This is a genomic window from Nocardia speluncae NBRC 108251, assembly GCF_001613245.1.
GTDB classification, from domain to species: Bacteria; Actinomycetota; Actinomycetes; order Mycobacteriales; family Mycobacteriaceae; genus Nocardia; species Nocardia speluncae.
The window spans coordinates 56,673-82,680 of record NZ_BDBZ01000013.1; the positions used below are offsets into that span (position 1 = coordinate 56,673).

22 protein-coding genes are annotated in these 26,008 nt (G+C 67.1%); 14 read left to right on the forward strand and 8 right to left on the reverse strand.

What is annotated here, in order from left to right; translation table 11 throughout:
• Nucleotides 1–53 precede the first annotated feature (53 nt).
• Nucleotides 54–1,022 carry a non-homologous end-joining DNA ligase gene (gene ligD, locus NS6_RS14450; protein ID WP_307647620.1) on the forward strand — a complete coding sequence of 323 codons (969 nt, stop codon included), beginning with the start codon at nt 54–56 and terminating at the stop codon, nt 1,020–1,022.
• Between the two features lie 331 nt (nt 1,023–1,353).
• Here the strand turns inward: ligD and NS6_RS14455 are convergent, their stop codons facing one another.
• Entirely contained in the window at nt 1,354–4,635 is a 3,282-nt protein-coding gene (locus NS6_RS14455) for an arabinosyltransferase domain-containing protein (RefSeq protein WP_157112771.1), read from the reverse strand.
• Nucleotides 4,636–5,192: 557 nt separating this feature from the next.
• Between NS6_RS14455 and abmR the strand changes: the two genes are divergently transcribed.
• Complete coding sequence (abmR, locus tag NS6_RS14460) at nt 5,193–5,792, forward strand: ATP-binding transcription factor AbmR (RefSeq protein WP_068041835.1); 600 nt, start codon at nt 5,193–5,195, stop codon at nt 5,790–5,792.
• Nucleotides 5,793–6,000: 208 nt separating this feature from the next.
• Here the strand turns inward: abmR and NS6_RS14465 are convergent, their stop codons facing one another.
• Together NS6_RS14465 and NS6_RS14470 are read right to left on the reverse strand one after the other, a co-directional pair.
• On the reverse strand, nt 6,001–6,303 hold the full coding sequence (locus tag NS6_RS14465; RefSeq protein WP_068041838.1) for a DUF1540 domain-containing protein: 303 nt from the start codon (nt 6,301–6,303) through the stop codon (nt 6,001–6,003).
• 123 nt (nt 6,304–6,426) lie between these two features.
• Nucleotides 6,427–6,927 carry a MarR family winged helix-turn-helix transcriptional regulator gene (locus NS6_RS14470; RefSeq protein WP_068041841.1) on the reverse strand — a complete coding sequence of 167 codons (501 nt, stop codon included), beginning with the start codon at nt 6,925–6,927 and terminating at the stop codon, nt 6,427–6,429.
• A gap of 62 nt (nt 6,928–6,989) precedes the next feature.
• Between NS6_RS14470 and NS6_RS14475 the strand changes: the two genes are divergently transcribed.
• The 8 genes from NS6_RS14475 to NS6_RS14510 all read left to right on the forward strand — a co-directional run bounded on the left by NS6_RS14475 (nt 6,990) and on the right by NS6_RS14510 (nt 16,578).
• Entirely contained in the window at nt 6,990–8,123 is a 1,134-nt protein-coding gene (locus tag NS6_RS14475; protein WP_068041844.1) for a questin oxidase family protein, read from the forward strand.
• 100 nt (nt 8,124–8,223) lie between these two features.
• Entirely contained in the window at nt 8,224–9,450 is a 1,227-nt protein-coding gene (locus tag NS6_RS14480; RefSeq protein WP_068042251.1) for a cytochrome P450, read from the forward strand.
• On the forward strand, nt 9,447–10,181 hold the full coding sequence (locus tag NS6_RS14485; RefSeq protein ID WP_068041846.1) for a TetR/AcrR family transcriptional regulator: 735 nt from the start codon (nt 9,447–9,449) through the stop codon (nt 10,179–10,181). The genes NS6_RS14480 and NS6_RS14485 overlap by 4 nt, the downstream gene beginning before the upstream one ends.
• A 608-nt stretch (nt 10,182–10,789) precedes the next feature.
• Nucleotides 10,790–12,271 carry a catalase gene (locus NS6_RS14490; RefSeq protein ID WP_068041848.1) on the forward strand — a complete coding sequence of 494 codons (1,482 nt, stop codon included), beginning with the start codon at nt 10,790–10,792 and terminating at the stop codon, nt 12,269–12,271.
• A gap of 124 nt (nt 12,272–12,395) precedes the next feature.
• On the forward strand, nt 12,396–13,427 hold the full coding sequence (locus NS6_RS14495; protein WP_068041851.1) for a TIGR03617 family F420-dependent LLM class oxidoreductase: 1,032 nt from the start codon (nt 12,396–12,398) through the stop codon (nt 13,425–13,427).
• Nucleotides 13,428–13,661: 234 nt separating this feature from the next.
• Nucleotides 13,662–14,561, forward strand: coding sequence for an alpha/beta hydrolase family protein (locus tag NS6_RS14500; protein ID WP_068041853.1), 900 nt, complete (start codon nt 13,662–13,664; stop codon nt 14,559–14,561).
• A 374-nt stretch (nt 14,562–14,935) separates the two neighbouring features.
• Entirely contained in the window at nt 14,936–15,577 is a 642-nt protein-coding gene (locus NS6_RS14505) for a dihydrofolate reductase family protein (protein WP_068041857.1), read from the forward strand.
• Between the two features lie 197 nt (nt 15,578–15,774).
• A complete protein-coding gene (locus NS6_RS14510) occupies nt 15,775–16,578 on the forward strand; it encodes an alpha/beta fold hydrolase (RefSeq protein ID WP_068041859.1) in 804 nt (267 codons plus the stop codon).
• Nucleotides 16,579–16,695: 117 nt separating this feature from the next.
• Here the strand turns inward: NS6_RS14510 and NS6_RS14515 are convergent, their stop codons facing one another.
• On the reverse strand, nt 16,696–17,841 hold the full coding sequence (locus tag NS6_RS14515) for a TIGR03364 family FAD-dependent oxidoreductase (RefSeq protein ID WP_068042254.1): 1,146 nt from the start codon (nt 17,839–17,841) through the stop codon (nt 16,696–16,698).
• A 164-nt stretch (nt 17,842–18,005) separates the two neighbouring features.
• On the opposite strand from NS6_RS14515, the gene NS6_RS14520 reads away from it, so the two are divergent.
• Both NS6_RS14520 and NS6_RS14525 read left to right on the forward strand, forming a co-directional pair.
• The gene (locus NS6_RS14520) at nt 18,006–18,764 is read left to right on the forward strand and encodes a GntR family transcriptional regulator (protein WP_068041860.1); all 759 of its coding nucleotides are present in this window, start codon (nt 18,006–18,008) and stop codon (nt 18,762–18,764) included.
• Between the two features lie 228 nt (nt 18,765–18,992).
• Entirely contained in the window at nt 18,993–20,192 is a 1,200-nt protein-coding gene (locus NS6_RS14525; protein WP_084471051.1) for a cytochrome P450 family protein, read from the forward strand.
• A gap of 16 nt (nt 20,193–20,208) precedes the next feature.
• Here the strand turns inward: NS6_RS14525 and NS6_RS14530 are convergent, their stop codons facing one another.
• Entirely contained in the window at nt 20,209–21,147 is a 939-nt protein-coding gene (locus tag NS6_RS14530) for a helix-turn-helix transcriptional regulator (RefSeq protein ID WP_068041863.1), read from the reverse strand.
• A gap of 112 nt (nt 21,148–21,259) precedes the next feature.
• Nucleotides 21,260–22,192 carry an aminoglycoside phosphotransferase family protein gene (locus NS6_RS14535; protein WP_068041866.1) on the reverse strand — a complete coding sequence of 311 codons (933 nt, stop codon included), beginning with the start codon at nt 22,190–22,192 and terminating at the stop codon, nt 21,260–21,262.
• A gap of 140 nt (nt 22,193–22,332) precedes the next feature.
• Here NS6_RS14535 and NS6_RS14540 point away from each other — a divergent pair, with 140 nt between their 5' ends.
• On the forward strand, nt 22,333–23,253 hold the full coding sequence (locus NS6_RS14540; protein WP_068041869.1) for an alpha/beta hydrolase: 921 nt from the start codon (nt 22,333–22,335) through the stop codon (nt 23,251–23,253).
• 60 nt (nt 23,254–23,313) lie between these two features.
• Here the strand turns inward: NS6_RS14540 and NS6_RS14545 are convergent, their stop codons facing one another.
• Entirely contained in the window at nt 23,314–24,135 is an 822-nt protein-coding gene (locus NS6_RS14545) for an ABC transporter permease (RefSeq protein ID WP_068041872.1), read from the reverse strand.
• Entirely contained in the window at nt 24,132–25,094 is a 963-nt protein-coding gene (locus tag NS6_RS14550; RefSeq protein WP_068041875.1) for an ATP-binding cassette domain-containing protein, read from the reverse strand. The genes NS6_RS14545 and NS6_RS14550 overlap by 4 nt, the downstream gene beginning before the upstream one ends.
• A gap of 88 nt (nt 25,095–25,182) precedes the next feature.
• On the opposite strand from NS6_RS14550, the gene NS6_RS14555 reads away from it, so the two are divergent.
• On the forward strand, nt 25,183–25,872 hold the full coding sequence (locus tag NS6_RS14555; RefSeq protein WP_068041877.1) for a TetR/AcrR family transcriptional regulator: 690 nt from the start codon (nt 25,183–25,185) through the stop codon (nt 25,870–25,872).
• The last annotated feature ends 136 nt before the right edge of the window (nt 25,873–26,008 follow it).

The following is a 26,008-nucleotide window of genomic DNA, read 5'->3' on the forward strand; positions in this document are numbered from 1 at the left end:
CGGGCTGCGTTCGTCGAGCCCGCAGCAGTGTTTGCTACTAGTATGCTCGATGGGTGGCGCGCGTACCGGCTCCGATGCTGGCCACAGCGGGGAGTCCACCCGATCCGGCCCTGAACTGGCGTTACGAGATGAAATGGGATGGGCAGCGGGCGGTGTCTCGCTGTGGTGAAGGAGGTTGCCGATTCTGGAGCAGGAACCTGCGGGAGGCTACTGAGTTCTATCCCGACCTCGCCGGGGCGTTGTCGGCGGCTACCGCAGAGTTCGACGGCGGCCTGGTCCTCGACGGTGAGATCGTCGCGCCGGACCCTGCGACCGGAGCTCCGGACTTTGCCCGGCTTCAGCAACGTATGCATTCCAAGCCCACCAGCGCGCGACTCGCCGGGGTCCGCGTTGAATACGTGGTATTCGACGTCCTGTTCGTCGACGCGGTCTCGACAATGGACAAGCCCTACCTCGCGCGCCGCGAGATACTCGATGACCTCACTCTCGAAGGCGGACTGATCCGCGTGCCACCATTCTGGACCGCCCTCGACCCCGAACATCTGCTGGCGGCCGCGGCGCAGGCCGGACTCGAGGGGATCGTGAGCAAGCGCGCCGACTCCAGATATCGGCCCGGCACCCGCAGCCGTGACTGGATCAAGTCGGCTCTGCGCCGCACTGCCGAGGGGGTAATCGTCGCCTGGCTACCCGGCAACGGTGCCTTCGCCGATACGCTCGGATCGCTAGTGCTCGGCGCACACGAGAACGGTCCCGACTTGCGCTTCATCGGCAGCGTCGGAACAGGATTCACAATGGCTGATCGCCGGAAACTGCGAGCCGCCCTGGACGGGATCGCGCGGACGACCAGTCCGCTCAGGGCCGTGCCGGCCGCGATATCGAAGGCCGCCCGGTGGGTCGATCCGGTTCTGGTCGCCGACGTGGAGTATCGCGAGCTCACAGGCGACGGGGTTCTGCGCCATCCCAGCTTCCGCGGACTGAGACCGGACCGCTCACCCGATGAGATCACAGCGCCACAAAATTGATCCCGAGTCGCAGAGGAGCGTGGTTGGCCGCCGGGAAGCCGCTTCGTCGGCCAGCACGGCATAGCCGGGTAACCACCCTTGGTGCTTCGTCGGCATCGACTGGACCACCGCGGATAGCGCCATGGTGAAGCTCGGTCCATGCCGTACAGAACCGCCACCGCAAGGAACCGCTTGCGACTGGGCGGCGCCGGGAAGGCCCACCGGCGGTTGATCAGTAGGCCATAACCCGTTCCGGCGACGAAACTGATGGTCTTCGCGACCACGAACGGCAGCCTGAGATGCAGCAACACCAGCAACAACCCGAAATCGATGGATGGATCGCGGGGTACTTTCAGAACGCGGTGGTGATGGTGCCTGGAGTCCAGGTTCCGGATCGCTGCAGGCGGTCGAAGGTGATGTGGGCCGGGTTGGTGGTCGGGTCCAGGAAGGTGTAGCGCTCGAGGGAGCCCCAGTCGCGGTGCCAGTCGTTGTCGAGGTAGGTGGGCAGGGTCTCGGCGGACAGTAGAAGCTCGATCCAGCCCAGTGGGCCGCCGCCGTCGTGGCCTTGCCACAGGTTGGTGATGGTGGCGCCGCTGCGGTCGGGCAGGATCCGGTATTCGGGTGGGGTAGCGACGCCGCCGCGGGTGGGCATGAGCTGCTGGCAGGGAAAATGGAGCCCGACTTCCCAGTCGAGTAGCACCGGGGTCTGTGTGCCGAGCACAGCGTTGAGAGTGCGTGTCTGCGGCACACGGGGTGGAGTGACTGCCAGCCACTGGTCGGGCGCCAGGTCTTTGTCTGTGGCGACGATCCGGACGACATCGGCGTCGCCGGGGAGCTGGTCGAGAGGTACTCGCAGGTTACGCCAGGACGGTGCGGGGCCGATATCGATGGGCTCGACCGCCCCGAGAGCAGTGATGGTGCCGTCGGCTTGGCTTCGGCCGACTTCGACAACGAGGTCTTGGCCGGGGGTGACGATGCCGTCCTCGTCGGTGGAGCGGATCCGGCCGGCGGCGGTGATGGCGATGATCTGGCCCTCGCTGGTGCCGGTGGCTTGGGGCAGCCGGTACCAGCCGCTGATCAACTCTGCGGGCGCCTGGTCACCGTTCTGGTAGCTGCCGAGTACGGGGGTGACGGCGGGGTCGAGCCCGAACGGCAGCGGAACGTCGCTGCCGTTGACCCCGGTCCCTCGCGGAGTGCCGGTCTCGGATCCGGCGGGAACGGCAGTGCGGTCGGTATCGGTGGAGTCGTTGGGATCGTCGACCGAGTTCGCCAGCCCGGTGGTCGACTCGACTTCATCGGACGTGAGGTCACCGGAGACACCGTTGGCGGTGAACCCGGTCGCGGTGGTCGCGGCCAAAGTGGTGCCAATGTCGCCAGCCACAGGCGCGAGCATGGACGCGTTCGGGTCGGTCTCGACCAGGACCTCGTCGGCCAGTCCGCATCCGTCGTCGAGGGCAGCCAGGTTTGAGGCGGCGATCGAGTAGGAGCCGTGCTGGGCGAGCGCGGCTTTGGTCATCGACAGCAGTTGAAACACGACCATCGCCGCGGCGACCAGCAGCAACACCGGGATCCGGGTCACACGGACAGTGAGCGAGCGTGGCCGCGGTGAGGTCGTGCTCGGGTGAAGATGGAACCAGGCGGCCAACGCCAGACACACCACCGCGGCACCGGCGGCGAAAGTGGATAGGCCCTTACCAGCGATCTCGGGCGGGATATCCGCCCACGGCACACCCCACGACGAGGCGTACCAGTAGCCGTTGGCGCCGACAAATGACATCGACAGCAGGAAAAACACTGCGGCGGCGAGCAGGGCACGGTTGCGCGGTGATCGCATCACTGCTGGGCCGGCCGCGACGGCGGTGAGCGCGGTGATCGCCCCGGCCAGCCCGGCATAGACCCCGAAGTGGTGTGTCCACTTGGTGGGGGTGAACATCATCAGCATCATCGCGCCGATCGTGACGCCGACGAGGCGCTGCGAGGGGCCCGCCGCGGTGCCCGGGATATGGCCGCCGCGGCGCAGCATCGCCACAATGCACACCACCAGTCCGGCCACCATGACGAACACTCCGAACCGGCGGGTCAGCCAGCCATCGGCGTTGATCTGTAGCAGCCACTGGTAGCGCAGATACTCGAAGAACCACGGTTCTCCGGGCCCGATCAGGCTGTGCACATGGGTCATTTCCCGCACCGCGGCCACAGTCTGATCGGCGAACACCGCGGTGAGCACGACCAGTCCGGCAGCAACCAGCGGCGCCAGCAGTGGCAGGTAACCACTGCTGCGAGCCCGGTCGGCGGTGATCACGACGAGACGGCGCGCGCCGGCAATGAGCACTGCGAAGCAGATCACCCCGGAGGGGCCGACGGTGAGTGTGAGCGCTGCCAGGATCAGCGCGACCGCTGCCAGGAACACTCGCCGGGTGGCGATGGCTCGCTCCATCGCGCACCACGTCAGCAGGACCCCGAGAGCCACAATCGGTTCCGGGCGCAGCCCGTTGTTGAAAGGCATCCAGAATGCCAGAAACACAGCGGCGCTGGTCCAGACCGCCACAGGGCTGCGCTTCACAGCCGCACCGAGCCGGGGGATCACTTCTCGACTGATCACCCACCAGGTCAGCAACCCGGCCAGCAGCGCAGGCAGCCGAACCCACGGGCTGACCGCCGACACCTTGGCCATCGCGGCGAGCAGGTCGTAATACGGTGTGCCGAACGGAGCCTCGGGCACACCGAACCACCGGAAGTAGTTCGCCATGTACCCCGAACTATCCGAGGCCCGGGCCATGCCGAGCTGATAGCCGTCATCGGAGGTGTTGTTACCGATGAAGTGCCACACCCCCATCGTCGCGACCACCACCACATCCACCGGCCGCAACCGCCACCAACGTGCATGCAGTACCCGCCTCGCACGACCTCGCTGAGGCGCGTCGAGCCGATACAGCATCACCAGCGCTGCCAGCGTCGCCGCCAGACACACCCCCATCACAGCCAGCTTCAACAGCGACGGCGAGGAGGAGAACCGGGAATCCACCAGCACCTCGGCGTGCATCCCCGGATCCGGCGCACCGGTCAGATCCGTGAACACACCCACCACCTGCGGACGCAGATCTCCCTCGTGCCGTTCGCTCTTGCCGACCGGGCCACCACTGCTGGAAACCGTCGCGCCCGTCCGGTCCACATGCAGCGACAACGTGCACGACTGGCTGCGCACCTGCTCCAACGGCGCCGACCACAACAACGTGCTCCGCGAGACGACGTCAACCCGTCCCGGGCGATCCGCGGTATCGGCGACCGCCTTCACGACCAGCCCGTAACGTTCCGACTCCGGGGACTGACGAGGAACCGTCGAAACCACGACCCCACCGGTCCCGGCCACTGCGTCCACTGCCGCGCAGGGAATCTCGGCCGACACCTCGTCCGCGGCATAGGACACCAGCGGCACGGACACTGACGACAGTGTCGACCCCTGCGGCCACGACACCCGCGCCTGCTCCTGCTCCACCGGCAAGAACGGAATCGTGACTGCAGCCAAAACAGCGACCACCGCCGCTACAACAGCCCACACCCCAACCTGTCGACTGGCCGCTGTATCGGCCCGCTGATCCCCCTGTGGCGTCGAGTCCGGAACAGAAACCCGCACACGCTCTTTGCTGACGGTCACGAACAAGGATGCTAACCGTGGCTCTATAAACCAACGACGACCGGACCAGAGCTATTTGCCCGACTTGCAATTGCCACAGTCGACCTGCCGGTGCCCTGAAACCTACCCGGACTTGCGAGGTTCAGAGAAGTACTCCGTCCCATTTCATTTCCGCCGCCCACTCCGGGCCGTTCGGCGCCCGCCCCGCAACTGCGAGCATCGGTGCGGGAACCGCCGCCCCGGTCAGGGCTCGACCCTCACCTTGCGCGCCCCTCCGATGCCCGGCGCCCTGCCGTGGGCGCCTGTGGTTCCCGAGCCCGGTCCGGATGCCATGAGTCCTCGCTTCGTGAGGCGGGTACTGCCTGGTCAGCGGCAGAATACGGAGAGATTCGAACCATCTCCGGCAGACACGCGGAAGGCGGAACCTTCCGCAACGTGCCAGTCGGGAATGCTGCCTGGGACTTCCCGTCGTCAGCGTTCGCGCTGAGCTGAACCCGCTACGTGGCTTGCGGCGTAATCTTGTAATCAAGTAATCGTTCTACAGAGAAGGTGATCCCATGAGGCATGGACACCGGGGGCGTGGATTCGGTCGAGCGGGCGGATGGCAGCAGGCGGATCTGCCCGAAACCGGCGATATCGTGGATTGGTTCGCGGGTCGCTTGCCCGCCGAATGGTTCACCGGACCACCGGTGATCGAGATCGACCGGGACGAGATCGTGGTAATCGGTGAACTGCCGCTGCCGCGACCGGACGAAGCAGCGAGCGAGGGATCCGGCGACAAGGCGACCCCCCCGATCGCGGAGGCGACAAAGGAAGGGGCGGTTGCCAGGTTCCGCGAGTCCACTCGGCCCGCGCGGATGCAGATCGCGGACGAGGCGCAGCAGCGCTACCGGCGCAGTGTCGCGTGGGGCGTCGCGATCGACGGGCAGCGAATCCTGTTCACCCACTTGGCGGTTCCGGTGATGACCAGGCTGCGGCAACCGGAACGAAAGGTGCTCGACACGCTGGTCGATGCCGGGGTGGCGCGGTCGAGGGCCGATGCTTTGGCGTGGGCGGTGCGGCTGGTGGGCGAGCACACCGAGTCGTGGCTCGAGGAGCTGCGTACGGCGATGCGGAAGGTCGACGATCTGCGTTCGGAAGGTCCGCAAGGGCTTTGATGCGTTGTCGCTGCGGTACGCAGTGGTCCTGCGGCGTGAATGCAGGGGTAACCGGGCCGGTGGCGTGGGAGGCCGATACCGGTCGGCGGTTCCGCGACAGCCACTGCCGCCGATGTGGGCGGCTACCTCGTGGGCAAGGCGCGGCTGAACAGCCCGAGCGCCCCGTACGGTGCGGGACGACAACGCCCCGCACCGTACGGTGGATAGTTCAGCTGGGGGTGTAGGTCATGCAACGCGCGGCGTGATCCCCGCTGCCCGGGCCGACCCGGATCTCACCGGCGGTGCATTCGAGGCCGGTGTTGTGCGCGCAGTCCGCGCGCTGGCAGGCCCCGACCATGCTGGTGACCGTATCCAGTCCGCCTTTGACCGCCAACGGGATGAACGTCGCGCAATCGGCGCTGCCGTTCTGGCCGGAGACATTGATGGCGTAGGCATGGCAGCCGTCGTGGTTGTTGTAGGAACAGTCGTTCACTGTGCATTCGCTGACGTGCGGCATTTCCATGGTTGTCATGCGCTTCGTCCTCCTGGGCTGTGGGAGTCATGCTCATGCGGCTACCAGAATAGACCGAGGTGACAGCGCTGAATACCCGGGAACTCGAATCCGGCGCGACGCTCGACCCCGCTCCGGGCGGGTTCACGGCAGGGGTTCCGTTCGCCAGTTCCGGATCTCGTGGGCCCAGGCTTGAAGCCCCGCCTGGAACCCCGCGCGCTGTTCTGTGGTGAGGGTGGATACGGCCGCCAGCAGCGGCTCGGCTCGCCGGGCGACGAATTCTTCGACATGTGCGCGGCGGTGCGGCAGCAGCGATACCAGCGTGCGCCGCCGGTCGGCCGGGTCGGGCCGCCGTTGCACCCATTCGGCGCGGTCGAGATCGCCCACCAGCTCGCTCACCGTGGACAGTGCCAGTCCCATCCGGCCGGCCAGTTCGCCGACGCTGATCGCTTCCTCGGCCACCAGTTGCACGCATACCGCGCCGTGCCGGGGGGTGAGCCGGTGCGCGGTGAAGGATTCGAGGTATTCGGCCGGCATATCCGTGCGTGCCTTGTCGAAGAAGTTCGCGACCAGCGGCAGGAATCCGATCAGGTCGGTGATCTCCTGCGCGGTCGGTTGCCTCGGCGTGTGGGTCTTGTCCGGCATGGAGTCATCTTATATGTTCGTATTTCCAAATAGTTCGGATATGCGAAGCGATTGAGGTAGTGATGTCGGCTTACAGCGATGCGGTCAACGACGCGCTCGAACGGCTGGACGATCTCGGATACGAGCGCAACCTGGGCGGTGGCGATCTGGCCAACCACGGCCCGATGGCCGCCGAAGCGCTTGCAGTGCTGGGCCACACCGCCGCGATCCCGGACTGGGTCGCGGTGTATCGGGCTGCCGCGCCGCATCACGAACCGCCCGTGCCTTCCCGCCGACTCGGTGACGAGGAATCCGATTGGCGGGCCGCGCTCGGCGATATCGGGCGGGCCGGCGATTTCGAGGAACTGTTCCGGCGTCAGATGGCGGACGAGGGCTGGCAAGAGGTGCTGGTGCGCTGGTGGCCGCGTTTGCTCCCCGGGCCGATGACCGGCCTCACGCACGGACTGATCCGGACGGCGCATGCCGTACGCGGACTGTCGGCCACCGATCGGCCGACCCCGTTGCAGCTGGGCGAACTCTCCCGGGCGCTGGGCTACTGGGCTGCCCGGTTCATCGATGCGCCCGGCCCGGGCCGTCTCACCGGAAAATCCGGTCTCCCTGCCTCGATTGCGGCGGTGCCCAGGTTGCCGGAACCGGACAGCCCGCAGCAGGCGATGGCCCGTCTGCGCACCCCCCGCACTATGCCCGGCTACGACGAATCCCTGACCGCACTGGCTCCCGAGCGCGCCGACCGCCTGCTGTCCCGGATGACCGCCCATTTCGCCGGCATCTGTGGCGCACATGCGGTGGCGCAGTTCCCGATTCCGCTCATCCACGGCGTGACGGCTCCCGCCGCGGCCCGGCTGGTGTTGCCGTGTCTACCCGAAGCGTTGTACGAGCCCACCCTCGCCGCGGTATGGCAGGCGCAGGTGACGCTGCTGATGGCGGCGACCACCGACCGGTCCGGTGAGGCCGAGGCGCCGGTGCATGCACAGGAGACGGATACGCCGCCGTGGGACGAGTTGATCGCCCGTGCGGTCGACCACGGAGACGAACACGTCATCAAGTTCACCGAGGCATGCCTGCGCGAGAACGCCCTGAGTCCGGATCCGCGTTACGCCTGGGCGGTGGATCGTGCCCAGCAGTTGGTGGAGCGCCCCGAGGGGCCGAACGGTCCGGCGGTGGCTGTCCGGTTCGGTGCGCCGTCGCAACGCTGATCGGATCGCACGTTGAGTGAACGCTATTTACTAAAGGGTGTTCACAAATGAGGGTGTGGTGTGGTTCACTCCTAAGGACAGTGTTCTGCAAGGAGGCATAGTGACCGCACCGTCCCTGTCCCACGACTTCGATTTCACCGATCCCGACCTGCTCGCCGCTCGGCTGCCGATCGAAGAATGGGCCGAACTGCGCCGCGCCGCGCCCGTCTGGTGGGTCGACCAGCCCGACGGCGTCAGCGGTTTCGACGACGGCGGGTACTGGGTGGTCAGCAAGCTCGACCACATCAAGGAGATATCCAAGAACTCCGAGGTCTACTCCACCAACGCCAATACCGCGGTGATCCGCTTCAACGGTGAGATCACTCGCGACGAGATCGACATCCAGCGCGCCATGCTGGTCAACACCGATCCGCCGGAACACGACAAGCTGCGCCGCATCATCGCCCGCGGTTTCACACCGCGCGCCGTGCAGAGCCTGCGCGACGCACTCACCGAACGCGCCGAGCGGATCGTGCACGAGGCCAAGAAGACCGGCGGCGGCGATTTCGTCGAACAGGTCGCGTGCGAACTGCCGCTGCAGGCCATCGCCGAACTCCTCGGTGTGCCGCAGGACGATCGCGGCAAACTGTTCGAGTGGTCCAACCAGATGATGGGCTACGACGACCCCCAGTACGCCGACAGCTACAAGATGGCCAACGCGCAGGTCATGGGCTACGCCTGGAACCTCGCCGAGGAGCGTCGCGGCTGCCCGGCCGACGACATCATCACCCAGCTGCTCAGCGCCGATATCGACGGCGAAGCACTGAGTTCGGAAGAGTTCGCCTGGTTCGTCATCCTGCTGGCCGTCGCCGGTAACGAGACCACCCGCAATGCCACCACCCACGGCATGAAGGCTTTCGTCGACAACCCCGAACAATGGGAGCTGTACCGGGCCGAGCGCCCGCGCACCGCCCCCGACGAGATCGTCCGCTGGGCCACCCCGGTCATCGCCTTCCAGCGGACCGCCCTGGTGGATACCGAAATCGGTGGCCAGGCCATCACCAAGGGGCAGCGCGTGGGCCTGTTCTACTCCTCGGCCAACTTCGACGAAGACCACTTCACCAAGCCGTTCGAGTTCGACGTCACCCGTAACCCGAATCCGCACGTCGGGTTCGGTGGAACGGGCACCCACTACTGCGTCGGCGCGAACCTGGCCCGCCTGCAACTCGACCTCATCTTCAACGCCATCGCCGATGTGATGCCGAACCTGCGTCAGGTCGCCGAACCCGTTCGGCTACGGTCGGGTTGGTTGAACGGCATCAAGAATTGGCAGGTCGCCTACGAATGACACCACCCGCGCGGCGGGGCCGGATGCCCGCGGTCAGTGACGCGGATATCCGGCGCGTGGCCGCGGAGCTGCTGGTCTCGCATGGCGCGGAGGCACTGAGCCTCCGCGCCATCGCGCGTGAACTCGGTATCACCGCCCCCGCCCTCTACCGCTACTACCCGTCCAGGGACGAGCTCCTGGCTGCTTTGCGCCGTGATATCTGCCGCCGCTTGGCCGACGATCTCGCCGCGCAGGTCGCCGAACTCCCCGACGACGGTGTGGTCCGGCTGTTCGCCATCTGCCGGGCATTCCGGCACTGGGCCTTGGCTCACCGCAACGAATTCACCCTGGTATTTGCCTCCCCGTCCGGCGGCAATCCGGGCACGGTGCGCCGATTCGACGAATCGTTCGGCCTGGTTTTCCTGGAAGCCGCCGGAAAGGTGCTGGCGGCCTACGACCTGGCACCCCCGCCGGTCGAATCGATTCCGGGGGCGCTGCGGACCGATCTGATCGCCTTCCAGACCGAACTCCTGGCGCTTTTGGCGGGATCGGAGCAGAAGTTCCCGGCCGAGAAGTTCGACCTCGGGGTCGCGTACCTGATGATGACGGTGTGGGTCCGGCTCTACGGTCACGTAACACTCGAAGTGTTCGGCAATTACCCGATGCCGGTGAGCGACCCGGACGTGCTGTTCGACGCGGTCCTCACCGATCTCGCCGCCGGAATCGGGCTCGTCGCGGGAGACGGCGGATAGCTTCGGCCCTCGTCCCGCGGGTTTGCGGCCGGACCGCGGTGATCTGATCGTGTGGGACGGATGGGGCGATGGCAACGCGCATGTGGCCGGTCCCGATGCTCCCGCGCTGCCGATCTGGTTCGGCCGCGGGCCGTGGTGACGAACGCCGATTTCGCGACCTCCACGAAAACGAGGTGCAGTAGACTCGCGGTCTGTACGGCCCCGTCGGCCTCGCCGACGACGCCATCGAGTTTCTGCACTACAACGCCAACAAAGCGCTGATGGATCTCGGATTCGACCCGCTGTTTCCCGGGATGTGGTGGACGCCGACCCGACGATTCCGGCCACACTCTCGCCGAACGCGGACGAGAACGACGACTTATTCAGCGGGTCCGGATCGCCCTTCGTCACGAGAACGGCGGAGTCCACGCAAGACGATGACCAGGTTTCCGGTTCGGGAATTGCCAGGCTCTCTTTATCGGATCAATAACTTGAATCATTCCAGATTGTCGGTAGGGTGGAAACGTGCACTGCTGAGAACCCGCACGCCGAAGCGGACGACATGGCATGGCTCCGCCCGGACCGGCCGGTTCATGGACCAATCGAACAGTTCACCAGGAGGAGATTGCATGACCACCGAACCCACCACAGACCACACCTCCTCGAAACCATCGACGACCGAATCCGGCGCACCGCGGGAAAGCGACGCCCACTCGCTCAGCGTGGGATCGAACGGGCCGCTGTTACTGCACGATGTCGCGCTCGTCGAGAAGCTCGCCCGGTTCGACCGTGAGCGGATCCCGGAACGGAGCCCGCACGCGAAGGGGTCCGGCGCGTTCGGCGAGCTCGAGATCACCGAGGACGTCTCGCGCTATACCAAGGCGAAACTGTTCCAGCCGGGAACCAAGACGCCGATGCTGGCCCGGTTCTCCACCGTGGCCGGCGAGCTGGGCTCGCCCGATACCTGGCGCGACGTCCGCGGTTTCGCACTGAAGTTCTATACCCAGGACGGCAACTTCGATATCGTCGGCAACAACACGCCGACCTTCTTCGTCCGCGATCCGATGAAGTTCCCGGATTTCATCCATTCCCAGAAACGCACCCCCGACTCGGGCCTGCGCGACAACAACATGCAATGGGACTTCTGGACTCTCTCCCCGGAGAGCGCCCACCAGGTCACCTACCTCATGGGCGACCGCGGTCTCCCGCGGACGTGGCGCCATATGAACGGCTACTCCTCGCACACCTACATGTGGGTCAACGAGGCCGGGGAAAAGTTCTGGGTCAAGTACCACTTCCTGACCGATCAGGGGTTGAAGTTCCTCAGTAACGAGGAAGCCGGCGAACTGGCCGGCGACGACGCGGATTTCCACCGGCGCGATCTGTTCGAATCGATCAAGAACGGCGACTACCCGTCGTGGCGGGTCGAGGTGCAGATCATGCCCTACGACGACGCGAAGAAATACCGTTTCAACCCCTTCGACCTCACCAAGACCTGGTCGAAGAAGGACTACCCGCGTATCCCGGTCGGACGCTTCACCCTGAACCACAACGCGGTCAACCACTTCGCGCAGATCGAGCAGGCGGCGTTCAGTCCTTCGAACACGGTCCCGGGTACCGGCATCTCGCCGGACAAGATGCTGCTGGGCCGGATCTTCTCCTACCCCGACGCGCAGCGGAACCGGCTGGGCACCAACTTCAACCAGCTCCCGGTGAACCGCCCGGTCGTGACCACCAACTCCTACGACAAGGAGGGCGCGATGCAGTACCTCCACGCCGGTGACGCACCGGTCTACGCGCCGAACTCCTACGGTCGCGCCTACCAGGACGCGCAGGGCCCGGTGGACAACGGCTGGGAGTCCGACGGCGAACTCGTCCGGTCGGCCTACTCGCTGCACGCGGAAGACGACGACTTCGGCCAGGCCCACACGCTCGTGCGCGACGTGTTCTCGGATGAGGAACGGCAACGTCTCGTCCAGACCGTCACCGGAGCGCTGCTCGCCGGGGTCGTCGAACCGGTTCTCTCACGCGCCTTCCAGTACTGGAAGAACATCGACCAGGAGGTCGGGGAGCGCATCGAGAAGGAATACAACAGCCAGGCCGGCAAGTGATGTAGTCACCTGAGCGCAGCCGCCGGACCTTCCCGAAGGTCCGGCCGCAGTGCTGTCTCGCCCCCGGTCGCCACTCGCCCTGCCATCGCCGGTGGGCTGTTACCGGATTGCTACAACTGTCCTGGTGAAAGTCTATGCAGGAACCGATGCGGCGACGCCGCTGGCTGCCATCGGTGAACTCGCCCGTCGCGCCGAGGCCGCCGGGTTCGATGGGATCCATGTATCGGAGACGGTTCACGACCCGTTCATGCTCGCGCTGCTGGCCCTTCGCGCGACGGAACGGATAATCGTCCGGACCTCCGTCGCCGTGGCGTTCATCCGTAGCCCGATGTTGACCGCCTATACGGCGTGGGATCTGTCCGCACTGTCCGGAGGGCGGTTCCAGCTCGGGCTCGGTAGCCAGGTTCGGCAGAATATCGAAGACCGCTACGCCATGCCCTGGGCGGCCGCGCCGGCCGCGCGGATGCGGGAGTATGTCGAGGTGGTGCGGGCCGGGTTCGAAACCTTCCGAACCGGTGCCCTGGTTCCTTTCCACGGCGAGCACTACCACTTTTCCAGGATGCAGCCGTACTTCAATCCGGGCCCGGATCCTGTTACCTCCGCGCCCCTGATCTACCTCGGCGGAGTCGGGCCCCGCATCTGTGAAGCAGCAGGTGCGTGCGCGGACGGGATGGTGACTCACCCGACCAACTCCGACCCGCAATACCTTTCGACAGTCTGCGCTCCTTCCCTCGCCGCCGGGGCGCGCGACGCCTCCCGGACACTGGAGGATTTCGAGATCGTTGCCGGGCTCCAGGTGATCACCGGCGCCACCGACGACGATGTCATCCGCGAACGTGCGCGCCGGCGCCGGCTTTTCGCGTTTCTGTACTCCACTCCTGCCTACCGGGGAGCATTGGAACGCAATGGTTTCCACGGGCTGCAGGGTGAACTGGCCGAACTTGTCCGCAGTGACCAGTGGCAGCGGTTACCCGGCGTGGTCACAGACGAGGTCCTGGATGTCCTGGTACCCACCGCGCGTTACGACGCGCTGGCCTCGACCATCCACGACCACCTCGGCCCGGCCGCACAAGGGGTCGCCATCTCGCTGCCGGAGAACCCCGATCACGATCACCACGTGGCAGACGTTGTCCGAGAACTTCAGTCGAAACCATGACACCGCGAAATGACTGCCGACGTGCCTACTGCCGGTGATCGAGCGTTCAACCAGACGCCGCAGTGACACGTGGCTGCGCTCGTCGATCATCGATGCGGGGAATCGGTCGCACTCGGCCACTGCGGCGCACGGCCTGTTTCGGCTCCGCGTGGCATCCAGGGGCTCAGGGGCATCGTGCTTACGGTGACCTGGAGGACGGTGGTCTGTTCGTGAAGCCGTGGAGACGAGGTGCCGATGCGTGGTCCGAGGGTGGTGGGGCGTTTCCTCATGATCGCGGCGGTGGCTGTGGGCGGGGTTTCGTGCGGCAGGGAGGATGCCGAAACGCCCGCTCTCCGTGGTAGTGCGGACACGATGAAGATCGCGTACGGGGATCACCCCGACAATTACGGGATCCTGCACGCCCCGGAGGGGGAAGGGTCGCATCCCGTGGTGGTGATGGTGCACGGGGGTGGATGGCTCGAGGATCATGATCTCGGATACTTCGAACCGTTGGCGGCGTCCCTGGCCGAATCCGGTGTCGCGGTCTGGAATATCGAGTATCGGCGAGTGGCAGGGGACGGGGGCTGGCCGGCGACCTTGGCCGATGCCGATGATGCCACCGAATCCGTGGCGACCGTCGTGCAGCAGGCGGCAGGTGGACGGCTCGACCTCGGACGCGTGCATCTGGCCGGGCATTCGGCAGGTGGGCATTTGGCGGCGTGGATCGCGGGGCGGCATACTCTCGGGCCGGGTGCGCCCGGCGCGCAGCCGCGGGTGCGCCCGCGGAGTGCGACCATCATGGCCGGGGTGTTCGATCTTGCGCTGGCCGTGCGTAGAGGGCATGACGAATTCGTCGGCGGGTTGCTCGGTGGGGCGCCTTCGGAACAGCCCGCACGGTATGCGGTGGGGTCGCCGATCAAGCATCTGCCGGTGGGAATTCCGGTGGTCGCGGTGCACGGGACGGCCGATTCGGTGGTGGATCCGGTGCAGTCGCGGTCATATGTGCGGGCCGCGCAGGAGGCTGGTGATCCGGCGCGGTTGGCCATGCTGGAAGGGGCTGGGCATGCGGATTTCGGGGATATCGATTCCACCGCCTGGGCCACTGCCCGCGCGATCATTCTCGAACACGTGACCGGGGCGCACGCGCACCGGTGAGTGCGTAGCGGCGGTCGGATCGACAGGCATTTGCCTGCCGGTGTGGGTGCGTGACCTTGTGTAGCATCGTCACCCATGACGGTCGCGGAGTTGGCCCAACCCGGTCGCTTGCACCGCCGCCGCTTCGTCTCCCGCTATGAGTTCGCGGCGATGACGAGGACTCCCTCGGATATCGACCTTGCGGCGTTCCGGGCAGACCAGGACGCCACTGTTGAAGCTTGCGCGGACGATCCCTACTGCTGAACTGTCGTACCTGTGACCCGGCCCGGAGTCCCTGATGGGAGCTGAGGCCTTCTGACCACGGGGGGACAGATGATTTTCGCTGCGCGGAGCGGTCGTAACCACCGACGGGCCGACGCGAAAGGACGCAGCGAATGAAACTGACGGTGCACGAATTCCTCACCTTGGACGGTGTGATGCAGGGGCCGGGGGCTCCCGGCGAGGACACCAGTGGCGGGTTCGAGCGCGGTGGGTGGCAGGTGCCGTACACCGAGGACGAGGATTTCGGGCGGATCGTCGGTGGATGGTTCGAGCAGGTGGCGGAGTTCCTGCTCGGGCGCAGTACCTACGACATGATGTACGCGTACTGGTCGCAGGTCACCGACCCCGGCGATATCGTGGCGGCGAAGCTGAACGGGTTGCCGAAACATATCGTTTCGGCCACGCTCGCGGACGCGGAGTGGCAGAACTCGGTCGTGATCGGCGGAGACGTTGTCGGGCGGGTGCAGGAGTTGAAGAAACGCCCGGGTGGGGAATTGCAGGTGCACGGGAGCTGGCAGTTGGTACGCACCCTGCACGAGGCGGGGTTGATCGACGAGTATCGGCTGATGGTGTTCCCGGTGGTGGTCGGGCCGGGAAAGCGGTTGTTCGATGCGCATTCGCCGGCATCGGGCTTCACACTGGTCGACAGTGCGGTGACGGGGTCGGGGGCGGTGTATCAGGTGCTGCGACCTACCGTGTTCCGGGCGGGCCGGTACCTGGTCGAGGGGGGTCGTGAGGTGTCGGAGGTCGGGTGAGTCCCGGCTCCGGCCGTTGTTCCCGTGGGTCGCCCGGCGATACTCCGCGACTGCCGGATGGCCGAGCCGCGCATTTTCCGGTGCCGGTGTTCGCGCGGGGTTAGGATCAGTGGCCGTATCACCTGTGCGGCGCCGGTTGGCTCGGCGCCCAGCTGCTCGAGTTCGTGTGAATCCGATCGAGACCGGACAGGGAAACCATGACCACATTCCGCACTGTGCGTATTGCGTTGTTCGCTGTGATCGTCGCCTTGGCCGCGGCGCTGGGGGGTGCGATTCCCGCGGCCGCTCAGTCGTTACCGACGGTGGTGCTGGTGCACGGTGCTTTCGCCGACCCCACCAGCTGGGATGGTGTTGCCGAGCGGCTGCGCGGGCAGGGGTACCAGGTGCTGGCACCGGACAACCCGCTGCGAGGGCCGGCACATGATGCCGCAGCCATTCAGTCGGTGCTCGATACGGTGGAGGGGCCGATAGTGTTGGCCGGGCATTCGTACGGGGGATTCGTGATCAGTAACGTGCACGATCCCGATGTGGTGTCGGTGGTGTATGTCGCAGCGTTCGCGCCGACGCAGGGCGAGTTCGCGCAGCTGGCGCTGGACCCGATCCGGTTCCCGGGCAGTCAGCTGCTGCCGCCGGCGTTGCAGGTGAAAGTCGTCGACGATCCGGCGGGGCTCGCGGGACGCAACCTCGACGCGTACGTCGCGCCGGACCGGTTCCATGAGGTATTCGCCCAGGATGTCGACGACGCCACCGCTGCCCAGATGATCGCCCACCAGCAGTCGATCGCTGTTGCCGCGAACCTGGAACCGTCCGGCCCACCGTCGTGGGTGGGCGTCCCGAGCTGGTATCTGGTGTCGGCTCAGGACCGGGTCATCCCGCCGTCGTCGCAGCGGTTCATGGCGGGCCGGATGGGTGCGCAGGTGAGCGAACTCGATGCTTCGCACGCCTCGCTGGTCTCCCGACCGGACGAGGTCGCTGCGGCGATCACCACCGCGGCCGGGTGAACGAGGCGCGCCGGGGCGTGCGCACCCCGGCCGGAACTCGGCGCCGCTGATCGCGGCTCTTCGTGCCGTTGATATAGCGCGGTTAACTCTGTGCCCGGACCGGGATTGTGGGCGAGTTCAGAGCAGATCGTCGAGAACCGTCGGGGCGAGGCCGAGGGCGGTTGTCATACCGATGCCCGAGGTCACCGAGACGACCCGGACGCTGGGTGCGGGGGTGGCGACGAGGAAATCGGCTGTGGGGGAGTCGGCGTAGATTCCGCGCCAGCGCCGGCGGACGGTGAGTTGGTCGACGCCGAACAGGCGGGCGCCTTCGCGGAGTACCAGGTCGGTGACCGACTCCTCGTCGAAGGGGAGATGGGTGCGGCTGTAGTGATGGGTGTCGCCGAGGGCGATGGCGCCGTCGGGGCGCTGGGTGAACATCAGGTTCATCACCACATCGAGGGTTTCCGGGGCGCGTGCGGTGATTTCGCGGCGGACCTCGGTGGCCGAAGCGGTGGCGGCGAGGCCGCCGTAGCGGAGCATCGAGTAGCCGGTGAGGACGGCGGGGGCGATGCGGATATCGCCGGGCGGGTCGACTTCCAGCATGTGCAGTTTGCAGCGGCGGACTTCGAATTCCTCGGCGAGCGCCGGGAACAGGCGGTCGACATCGTGGCCGGAGGCGTGCACGATCGCCGTCGCCGGTAGGTCGCCGCGGGCAGTGTGGACGATACCCGGCGAGATGGCGCCCGCGTGGGTGTGCCAGTAGAAATCGACACCGTTGTCGGCGAGCCAGTTCGCGAGCGCGGGTACCGCGGCCCGAGGGTCGACCCGCAGGTCCAGCGGTAGGTGCGCGCCGCCGACGATATTGCGGGCGGCGGGGAACAGTTTCTCGACGCCGGCGCGGTCGAGCAGGCGTACCTGTTCATGGCCGCGTTCGGCGGCGAATTCCTCGAGGACACCCATCTCGGCGGCGCTGCGGGCGACGACCAATGTGCCGGCGCGGACGATATCGAAACCCGCCTTTTCGGAGAGCCGCAGCCATTTTTCGCGCGCCGCCATGGCGTAGTCGAGGACGGTCCCGGTCTGCGGGGTGGCGCAGAGATGGCCGAAGTTGCGGATCGACGCGCCCACCGCGCGGGCATCGCGTTCGACGACCGCGACCCGTAGCCCGCGCTCGACCGCATCGACGGCATGGGCGAGACCGACGATGCCGGCGCCGACGACGGCGAGGTCGACCGGCCGGGTCGGCAGGGCGGGGGATACGGGTGGCGGAGCGGCTGTCATGCCGGGAATGTTCGCAAGGTTGCCGTCGCCACTCAAGCCTTTCGAGCAACTTGTCTATATAAGTTCACCGATAGTTTCACCAGGCTGATGCGTTGCATGGCCAGAAACTGCGCGGTCGTCGTAAGCTTATTCGGTCAAGTTCATCCGCAATCCGAAAGGACGATGTGGCCACACCCTTGCACGCCCGGGTTTCCGCGGAACTACGCGAGCGAATCCACCGCGGTGCCCTCCCGCCCGGCGCGTCGCTGCCATCGGAGGCGCGGTTGTGCGCGGAGTTCGGTGCGTCCCGGGGGACCGTGCGCACCGCCTTGGCGACCCTCCGGCAGGAAGGGCTGATCGCCGGTGGCCAGGGCCGGCCGCCCGTGGTACGTGATACCGCGCTCGGGCAGCCGTTCGAAAGTCTGCTCTCCTTCACTGCCTGGGCGGAGCGGATCGGTAGAACGCCGGGGCAGCGCACCGTGGAGGTCGCGCGGCGCGGAGCGGGTGCGGTCGCCGCCGCCGCGCTCGGGATCGGTGCAGGAACGCTGGTTGTCGAAGTCCTGCGGGTCCGTTCGCTCGACGGCGAACCGGTCATGCTGGAACGCGCCACCTTCGTGGAACCGGTGGGCCGGCTGCTTTTCGATTTCGACCCCGACGCTTCATCGATTTATGCCCACCTCGCCCGGCAGGGCGTCGACCTGCACTCGGCGCGGCATACCATCGACGCGCTGACCGCCGACCCGCACGACGCGACCCTGCTGGACATCGCCCCGGGAGCTCCGCTGCTACGGGAACGGCGTCGCACCTCGACGGCGGCTGGGGAACCTGTCGAATACGGCGACGACCGCTACCGGCCGGACAAGGTCACCTTCACCATCGACAACGCCCACCCTGCCGCCTCGGGTATCGCCCACGATCTGCGGGTCCGCAAACTGGCGCAGTGATTCGAATCCTCGCGGCGGTCACGTCGGCACGCCGACCTGCCCGAGGGGTGCCGGGCGGGACTGTGGGCGGCTGTCCTGGGTGCCGGCGCGGCCGTGGAACGCGCTGTGGTTCTTACGGTTCGGTGCGCGGGAATATCGGGAGGCGGCAGAAAGCCCGGCAGCGTTTGTGCGGTCCGGGCCGTCGACGCACACTATCCCTCGGTAGACCGAAACGCCCAGGGAGGCAACATGTCCGAGCCACTGATTCAACTTCCGACGCCAGGTGAGTCCATTCTCGAAACCCATGAGCGAATCCTGCGCGCGGGGGAGATCGTGCCGATCGAACTGCCCGGCGGCGTGCCCGCGTGTATCGCGGTGAGTCATCGCGCGGTGAGCGAAGTGCTCGACGACAAGGTCTTCGGGAAACACCCCTCGCTCTGTCCGGCGCTGCGCGACGGCACCATTCCCGCGGACTGGCCGCTGCGGGCGCTCACCGACGCCGAACATATGCTCAACCAGGACGGTGCCGAGCATCGCCGGCTGCGGCAGACGATCAACAAGGCATTCACCCCGGCGCGGGTCGCGGCCCTGGAACCGCGGATTCAGCAGATCGCCGACGAACTGATCGACAACTTCCCGGCCGGGGACGAAATCGACTTGATCGCGAACTACACCACCCCGCTGCCGGTCCGGGTGATCTGCGAACTTTTCGGAGTGCCCGCCGATGAACAACCGAAACTGAAAAACTGGACGCTGACCATCGTCTCGGTGACCAGCACGGGCGAAGAAGCGCAGGCGGCCATGGCCGCGATGGGCGGGTACTTCGCGGAGTTGTTGCAGCGTAAACGGGCCGAACCGGGCGACGACCTCACCTCCGCCCTGCTGGCGGCCAACGAGGAAAACGAGCTCACCGATGAGGAACTCATCAGCATGTTGTGGCTGGTGATCGTCGCCGGGCACGAAACCACGGTGCATCTGCTCGGCAACGCGGTGGTGGCCCTGCGGGAATACCCGGAACAGCTTGCCCGCGCGCAGGCGGAGAACCGCTGGGCCGATGTGGTGGAGGAGGCGCTGCGCTGCCGGTCCTCGGTGGTCGGCACGCTCACGCGGTATCCGCGCACCGATGTCACCGTCGCCGGTGTGCATATCGCGGCGGGCACCCCGACGCTGTGGCACGGCGGCGTCGGCCGCGACCCGCTGCGCTACCCGGATGCCGACGTATTCGATATCGACCACGAACACAAAGACCAGCTGGCTTTCGGCCGCGGACCGCATTTCTGCTTGGGCGCACCCTTGGCCCGCATGGAAAGCCGGATCGCGCTGGCCACCCTGTTCGCCCGGTACCCCGAACTGGACTTGGCGGTGGACCCGAAAGATATCGAGTACACGGTGCAGATCAGTACCGTCGGCCCGGTGGCGTTGCCGGTGCGGCCGGGACCCGCGGCCTGAGGCAGGCCGCGGTGCTTCACGCCCGCCGGGCGGTGATCTCGCCGCGGCGGCTCCGCCGGAACTCCCGCGGCGTCTGACCGAAGCGTTCCTTGAACGCGGCGGAGAACCAAGCGGGCGTGAAACCGCATCGGGTCGCGAGTTCGGCGATGGTCATGGTGGCGCGCGGGTCGTCCAGGATTTCCCGGGCGGCCCGCAGCGCTTCCTCCCGGCGCAGATCGCGGAAGGTGGTGCCGGATTCGTGTAACACCACCCGCACCTGACGTTCCGACCAGCCGAGCGCGTGCGCGACGGCCGGCAGCCGCACATCACCCCGGCCGATATTCGCGCGCAGGTATCGCCGGATGCTTTCCGCGATCTCCGCGCGGTGAGCGCGCTGCGGTTCGGTGTCCCCGGCCGCCAGCATGCACAGCAGCTCGGTGATCCGATCGCAGACCGCGGCGAACTCGCGTGCCGACAGACGCGCCTGCTCGGCGTGGGTGCTGCGGATCATGGTGTCGGCGACCCGGCCGAGCCCGTGGGTCAGGTCGAGGACGAGGTTCATATGAATGCGCGGGCGCAGGTAATGGTCGAATTCGGTGCGCGGGACCTGGAATGCGTAGGCCGCGGAATCCGGAATATCGAGGTGGCAGGGGATCTCGAATCCGGCCATCGTCGCGTGACCCGGTGTGACATGGGAGATTTCGTCGCGGAACCGGATTCCGAACGAGCCACGGTCGGGGATCACCACCCAGTAGAAATCGTCGCTGGGCTCTCGCCGGATATGGCCGGCGGTCCGGTGGCAGCGGCGCCGGCCGCGCTGATCCCAGCGCATCAGCGCGTAAGTCGCCGATTCCTGGGCGGTGAGCCCGGCCCGCCATTCGGGTTCGTCGCCGAATTCGTGTGCCATCGGCACGAATCCGTCGGCCAGCCCGGCGAACGATTCGCGACCGAATGCGGTCACGCTGCTCCAGCGCACGAGCGGTCCTCCTGTCTATGAGGATCGGCCGTTGTCCACCATCCGCCGATACGATCAGCGCAATCACCCTACTGGGCGTGGTGGATTCGGGCTTCCCGTGACCGGGACCCGTTCACGACAGTGCCGTGACCACCTCGCGGTATCGGGCGGCATCATCCGGGCGCTCGTCCTCCAGTGACCAGGCGATCTCTTCCATGGCGCGCAGCCAGGCCCAGGCGCGGGCCCGTTCCCGATCGACCTCGAGCCCGTCGGCGGTGGCCGCGAGTACCCGGTCCGCGTGGGTGGGGCCGGGTTCTGTTTCGATCTGCTTCAGAATGAGGAATCCTGCGTCGAAGGCAGCCTCGCCCAGGAATGCCTTCGGGTCGATCAGCAGCCACGGCTCCCGTTCGGCGGCCACGATATTGCCGAGGTGGGTATCACGGTTGACGATCAGCAGCGGCCCGTCCGGTTCTGTCAGCCACGCGTGGAGGTCCCGGGCGCGGGCGGTTACCGCCTCCGGAAGGTATCGGGTCATTTCGGGTGTGAAAAGTTCCTGCTCCCAATGGGAAACGATATCGGCCACGAGTGGGAGCGCGGGATATCCGGCCGGAATATCGGTGGGCGGCCGGCGCAGCCGCCGATACAGGGCGCAGGCGGTCTGGATCTTGCCCGCGTTCTCCGCCTTGCCTTCGAGGGGAATCCGCGGCTGTGCGATCAGCGGCGTTCCGGGGCGTGCCCATTCGAGCAGCATGGCGCCGGTACCGGGATCGAAATCGTAGAGGCGCGCCGCGCCGTCACCCTGGTAGCAGTACATTCCGGCGGCCTCACCGGCGTTCTCCTCGTCGGGCACTGTGATCTTCAGTACCGCCACCGAATCGTCGCCGCGCCGCACCGGAGCCACGAAGGAATGCGTGCCGCCGCTGAACGGGCGCCCGATCAGCTCGAGGTCCCATTCCCGGCACCGCCGGGCCACTACGGCGGGCAGGTCCGCGAGCCAGCGGTCGCCTCGTTCCTCGAAATTGGTGCGGATAGTGTCCACCACATCGGGCGGGAGATCGAGCGTCATCGGTTCAGCTTGCGGTGCGGCGCCGTTTTCGACAACCGGATTTACGGGTCTCGAACCGCGCCGGAAGGTTCCGAGACTCCCGTAAGATGCGGTGGCCGGGTGATCCGGGCCCGGCTCGACAGCGAGAGGACGGCTCGTCGATGCCCTCGCCCACTTTTCATCCCGACCTGCGCCTGGCACGGTTGCTACCTCGTTCGGTGGTGTATCCGCGCACGATCGGAACCCTCCGGCGTCTCACGGATCGCGCGGGCCGGGCCCGGCCGGCGGGCGGGACGATCGAACGGGTCGACGAGACGGTGACGGTCCGGGTGTTCCGTCCCGCGACGGCCCCGCGGCCCGGCCCTGCACTGCTGTTCATCCACGGTGGCGGCTATGTGATCGGCAATGCCGCGATGGGGGACCGGTTCTGCCGCTCGGTGGTCCGCCGCCTCGGGATCTCGGCGGTGTCGGTGGAGTACCGGCTGGCGCCGGAGCATCCCTTTCCGGCGCCGCTCGACGACTGTTACGCGGCGCTGCGCTGGCTGGCCGGGCAACCGGACGTCGACGCCGACCGTATCGCTCTGGTGGGGGAGAGCGCAGGCGGTGGGCTCGCCGCGGCGCTGGCACTGCTGGCCCGGGACCGCGGGGAGGTGCGGCCGGTGTTCCAGCTGCTGTCCTATCCCATGCTGGACGACCGGACCCGTGCGGGCTCCCCGCTCGATGCGCGCCGGATGCGGATGTGGAGCCCGGGAAGCAACCGGTTCGGGTGGTCTTCCTATCTGGGGTCCGCGGCGGCCGGTGAGGTACCGCCGCTGGCCGCCCCGGGACGTTGCGACGACCTCGCGGGCCTGCCACCGGCCTGGATCGGCGTCGGAACCAATGATCTCTTCCACGCCGAAGACCTGGCCTACGCCGAGCGGTTGCGCACCGCAGGGGTGCCCTGCGAGCTGTACGAGGTGGACGGCGCATACCACGGTTTCGACCTGGTCGAGGCGGGAACCGGTGTCGGGCGGGCATACCTGGAGGCGCGGTTCACCGCGCTGGCGACGGCACTCGGCGAAGGTCGGCCGGTCCCGTCGTAGCCTATCCGCGGGGCCGTTGTGGTCGTGCCTGCTTCTGTTCGCCGGTACCCGCCGGCGCGATCAGGACCGCTGTGGCCGGGCGGACCCGTACTGCCGCAGGACCACCGGAACGGTCACGGCCAATGCGGCTGTCAGCCAGACGGCGGAGGCCGTTACCGGTTCCCGCAGCGGCCAGGCCGCATCGGCGGGCACCATGCCCGGCGCGCCGAGCAGCTCCCGCAACGCGGCGACGACGGCGCTGATGGGGTTCCACTCCGCGAACACGCGCAGCGGCCCGGGCATGGTCTCGGTCGATACGAAGACATTGGAGAACATGATCGCCCCGAAGATCAACGGTGCGGTCTGCTGGAGCATCTGTTCGTCCCGGATCACCGCGCCCAGGCAGATCCCGGCCCAGCTGAGCGCGAACCGGAACAGTAGGAGAAGCGCTACGGCGGCGACGATTTCGACCGGAGTTGCGTCGATGCGCCAGCCGGCAGCCGCGCCGATTCCGGACATGATGATCAGGGCGATCCCACCGGTCAGGGTTTCGGCGAGGGCGAGCCCGGCGGGGACCGAGAGGGCCGGTAGCGGTAGCGCCCGGAATCGGTCGGTGAGACCACTGTTCAGGTCGGCGTTGGCAGTCGAGGCGGTGGCGGTGAGGCCCATCGCCGCGACCAGGACCAGAACCCCAGGGGTGAGATAGGAGCGGTAGGCGGCGGCATCGGCGGTGCCGGCGAGCGCGCCACCGAAGACGAATCCGAACAGCAGCATCATGCCCGCGGGGGCGGCCAGGGTTATGGCCAGCAGACCGGGAGAATGCCGGTATGCCGACAGTATGCGGCCGAAGGCGGTGGCGGTGGCGGTGAAGAAAGCGGGGGAGCGGGAATCGATCGTGGTCATCGGGGCGTCCTTACGGCAGGTCCGGTGAGGGTCAGGAAGACGTCGTCCAGGGTGGCGCGCCGGCGGCCGATATCGTGCACCTCGATTCCCGCATCCTCGAGGGCGCGCAGAATCGGCAGCAGCGGTATTTCGGCTCCGGGAAACGAATAGGACAGGGGTGCCTCGGCTTCCGATTCATCGGTCGCGCCGCCGCCGGTTGTGGTGGCGGTTCCCCCGAAACCGGCAAGCACGATGTCGATATCGCGGCGGCGGCGCGGATCGGTGACCAGATCCAGCCCGCCTCCGATGCTCGCGGTGAGCTCATGCGGCGTACCCGCGACGAGTACCCGGCCGTTGTCGAGGATGGTCACGGAATCCGCGAGTCGATCGGCCTCGTCCAGGTATTGGGTGGTGAGCAGTACGGTGGTGCCTTCTGCCACGAATTCCTTGACACAGCCGTAGATCTGGTTGCGGCTGCGCGGGTCGAGTGCGGTGGTCGGCTCGTCCAGGAAGAGGACGGCCGGGCGCACCACCATCGCCGCGACGATATCCAGCCGGCGGCGCATCCCGCCCGAGTAGTCCCGGGCGAGACGATCGGCGGCAGCGCCGAGATCGAACCGTTCGAGCAGTTCACCGGCATGCGTGCGGGCCTGCCGGGCCGGGAGGCCGTTCATCCGGCCGAACATGGTGAGGTTCTCCAGCCCGGTGAGCCGGGAATCGACCGCGTGGAACTGGCCGACCAATCCGATCCGCTTCTTCACCTCGGTGGTTTCGCGCGCGGTGTCGTAACCGGCGATCCGGGCAGATCCACCATCGGGCCGCAGCAGGGTGGCCAGCATGCGCACCGTCGTGGTCTTCCCGGACCCGTTCGGGCCCAGCAAGGCATGCACTCGGCCGGGGTCCACGTGTAGGTCGACAGCGTCGACCACGGTGCGCTCGCCGTATTTCTTCGTCAACCCGCAGGTCTCGATTGCCGTCACACCTACTCCTTGATTGGGAACACTGTTCGCAATTGACGCTAGCTGAATGCGAACGATGTTCGCAACCGGCTCGAGGCATGCTTACCGGATGCCATCCGCTGAACCGACGAACGCGCTGTGGCTACAGGCCCGTGACACGAAACCCGGGCCGCGGCCCGCGCTGAGCCTCGACGACATCGCGGCGGCCTGCGTCCGGCTCGCCGATGCAGAAGGCATGCGGTCGCTGTCGATGCGGCGGGTCGCCGAGGAACTGGGCACCGGCGCCGCATCCCTGTACCGCTATGTATCGGGTAAGGACGATCTCGTCGCCCTGATGTTCGACCGGGTCGCCGGCGAATACGAATTCACGCCCCCCACCGGGGACCTGCGGGCCGATGTGCTGGATGTCGCCGAACAAGCGCGCGCCATGTACCGCCGCCACCGCTGGCTGATCGAAACGAACCCGCGCAGCCTAGGACCGCACGGTCTGCGCTACCTGGACCATATGGTCGCGGTACTGGTGCCCACGGGGCTTCGTCCGGCCGAGATCATGACCGGTATCGCGATGCTCTCCGGGTGGGTTACCGTATTCGCTGGTCAGGAGGCCACCGGGCAGTCGTTGCCCACCCAGGGCGGGGGCGCCGGGCATATCGCCGCCATGCTCGGCCAGGGGCACTATCCCCACCTCGCCGCGCTCTTCGCCGAACCCGACGCCCCCGGTGAGCCCGCCGTCGACAACGATGCCGTATTCCGGGCCGGGATCGATGCGCTGCTGTTCGGTATCGCAGGCACGCGCTGACGCACCATTGCTACGACGCCGCTCGTCACGTGCTGGACAAAGTCGCGTTGTGCGCCGGTAGCCGCAGCCGAGTCCGACAGTCGACGGCAGGGAACCGGGCGGCCGCTCCGGACACGCTGCGGCTTCGGGCTCTCGC

What these genes read in the sequence shown, in the direction of transcription:
- abmR (WP_068041835.1), top strand. Translation starts at nt 5,193, where the DNA reads ATGAGGCATGGACACCGGGGGCGTGGATTCGGTCGAGCGGGCGGATGG.
- NS6_RS14485 (WP_068041846.1), top strand. Translation starts at nt 9,447, where the DNA reads ATGACACCACCCGCGCGGCGGGGCCGGATGCCCGCGGTCAGTGACGCG.
- NS6_RS14475 (WP_068041844.1), top strand. Translation starts at nt 6,990, where the DNA reads ATGTCGGCTTACAGCGATGCGGTCAACGACGCGCTCGAACGGCTGGAC.
- NS6_RS14470 (WP_068041841.1), bottom strand. Translation starts at nt 6,927, where the DNA reads ATGCCGGACAAGACCCACACGCCGAGGCAACCGACCGCGCAGGAGATC.
- NS6_RS14525 (WP_084471051.1), top strand. Translation starts at nt 18,993, where the DNA reads ATGTCCGAGCCACTGATTCAACTTCCGACGCCAGGTGAGTCCATTCTC.
- NS6_RS14465 (WP_068041838.1), bottom strand. Translation starts at nt 6,303, where the DNA reads ATGACAACCATGGAAATGCCGCACGTCAGCGAATGCACAGTGAACGAC.
- NS6_RS14500 (WP_068041853.1), top strand. Translation starts at nt 13,662, where the DNA reads ATGCGTGGTCCGAGGGTGGTGGGGCGTTTCCTCATGATCGCGGCGGTG.
- NS6_RS14490 (WP_068041848.1), top strand. Translation starts at nt 10,790, where the DNA reads ATGACCACCGAACCCACCACAGACCACACCTCCTCGAAACCATCGACG.
- NS6_RS14535 (WP_068041866.1), bottom strand. Translation starts at nt 22,192, where the DNA reads ATGACGCTCGATCTCCCGCCCGATGTGGTGGACACTATCCGCACCAAT.
- NS6_RS14545 (WP_068041872.1), bottom strand. Translation starts at nt 24,135, where the DNA reads ATGACCACGATCGATTCCCGCTCCCCCGCTTTCTTCACCGCCACCGCC.
- NS6_RS14505 (WP_068041857.1), top strand. Translation starts at nt 14,936, where the DNA reads ATGAAACTGACGGTGCACGAATTCCTCACCTTGGACGGTGTGATGCAG.
- NS6_RS14555 (WP_068041877.1), top strand. Translation starts at nt 25,183, where the DNA reads ATGCCATCCGCTGAACCGACGAACGCGCTGTGGCTACAGGCCCGTGAC.
- NS6_RS14540 (WP_068041869.1), top strand. Translation starts at nt 22,333, where the DNA reads ATGCCCTCGCCCACTTTTCATCCCGACCTGCGCCTGGCACGGTTGCTA.
- NS6_RS14515 (WP_068042254.1), bottom strand. Translation starts at nt 17,841, where the DNA reads ATGACAGCCGCTCCGCCACCCGTATCCCCCGCCCTGCCGACCCGGCCG.
- NS6_RS14510 (WP_068041859.1), top strand. Translation starts at nt 15,775, where the DNA reads ATGACCACATTCCGCACTGTGCGTATTGCGTTGTTCGCTGTGATCGTC.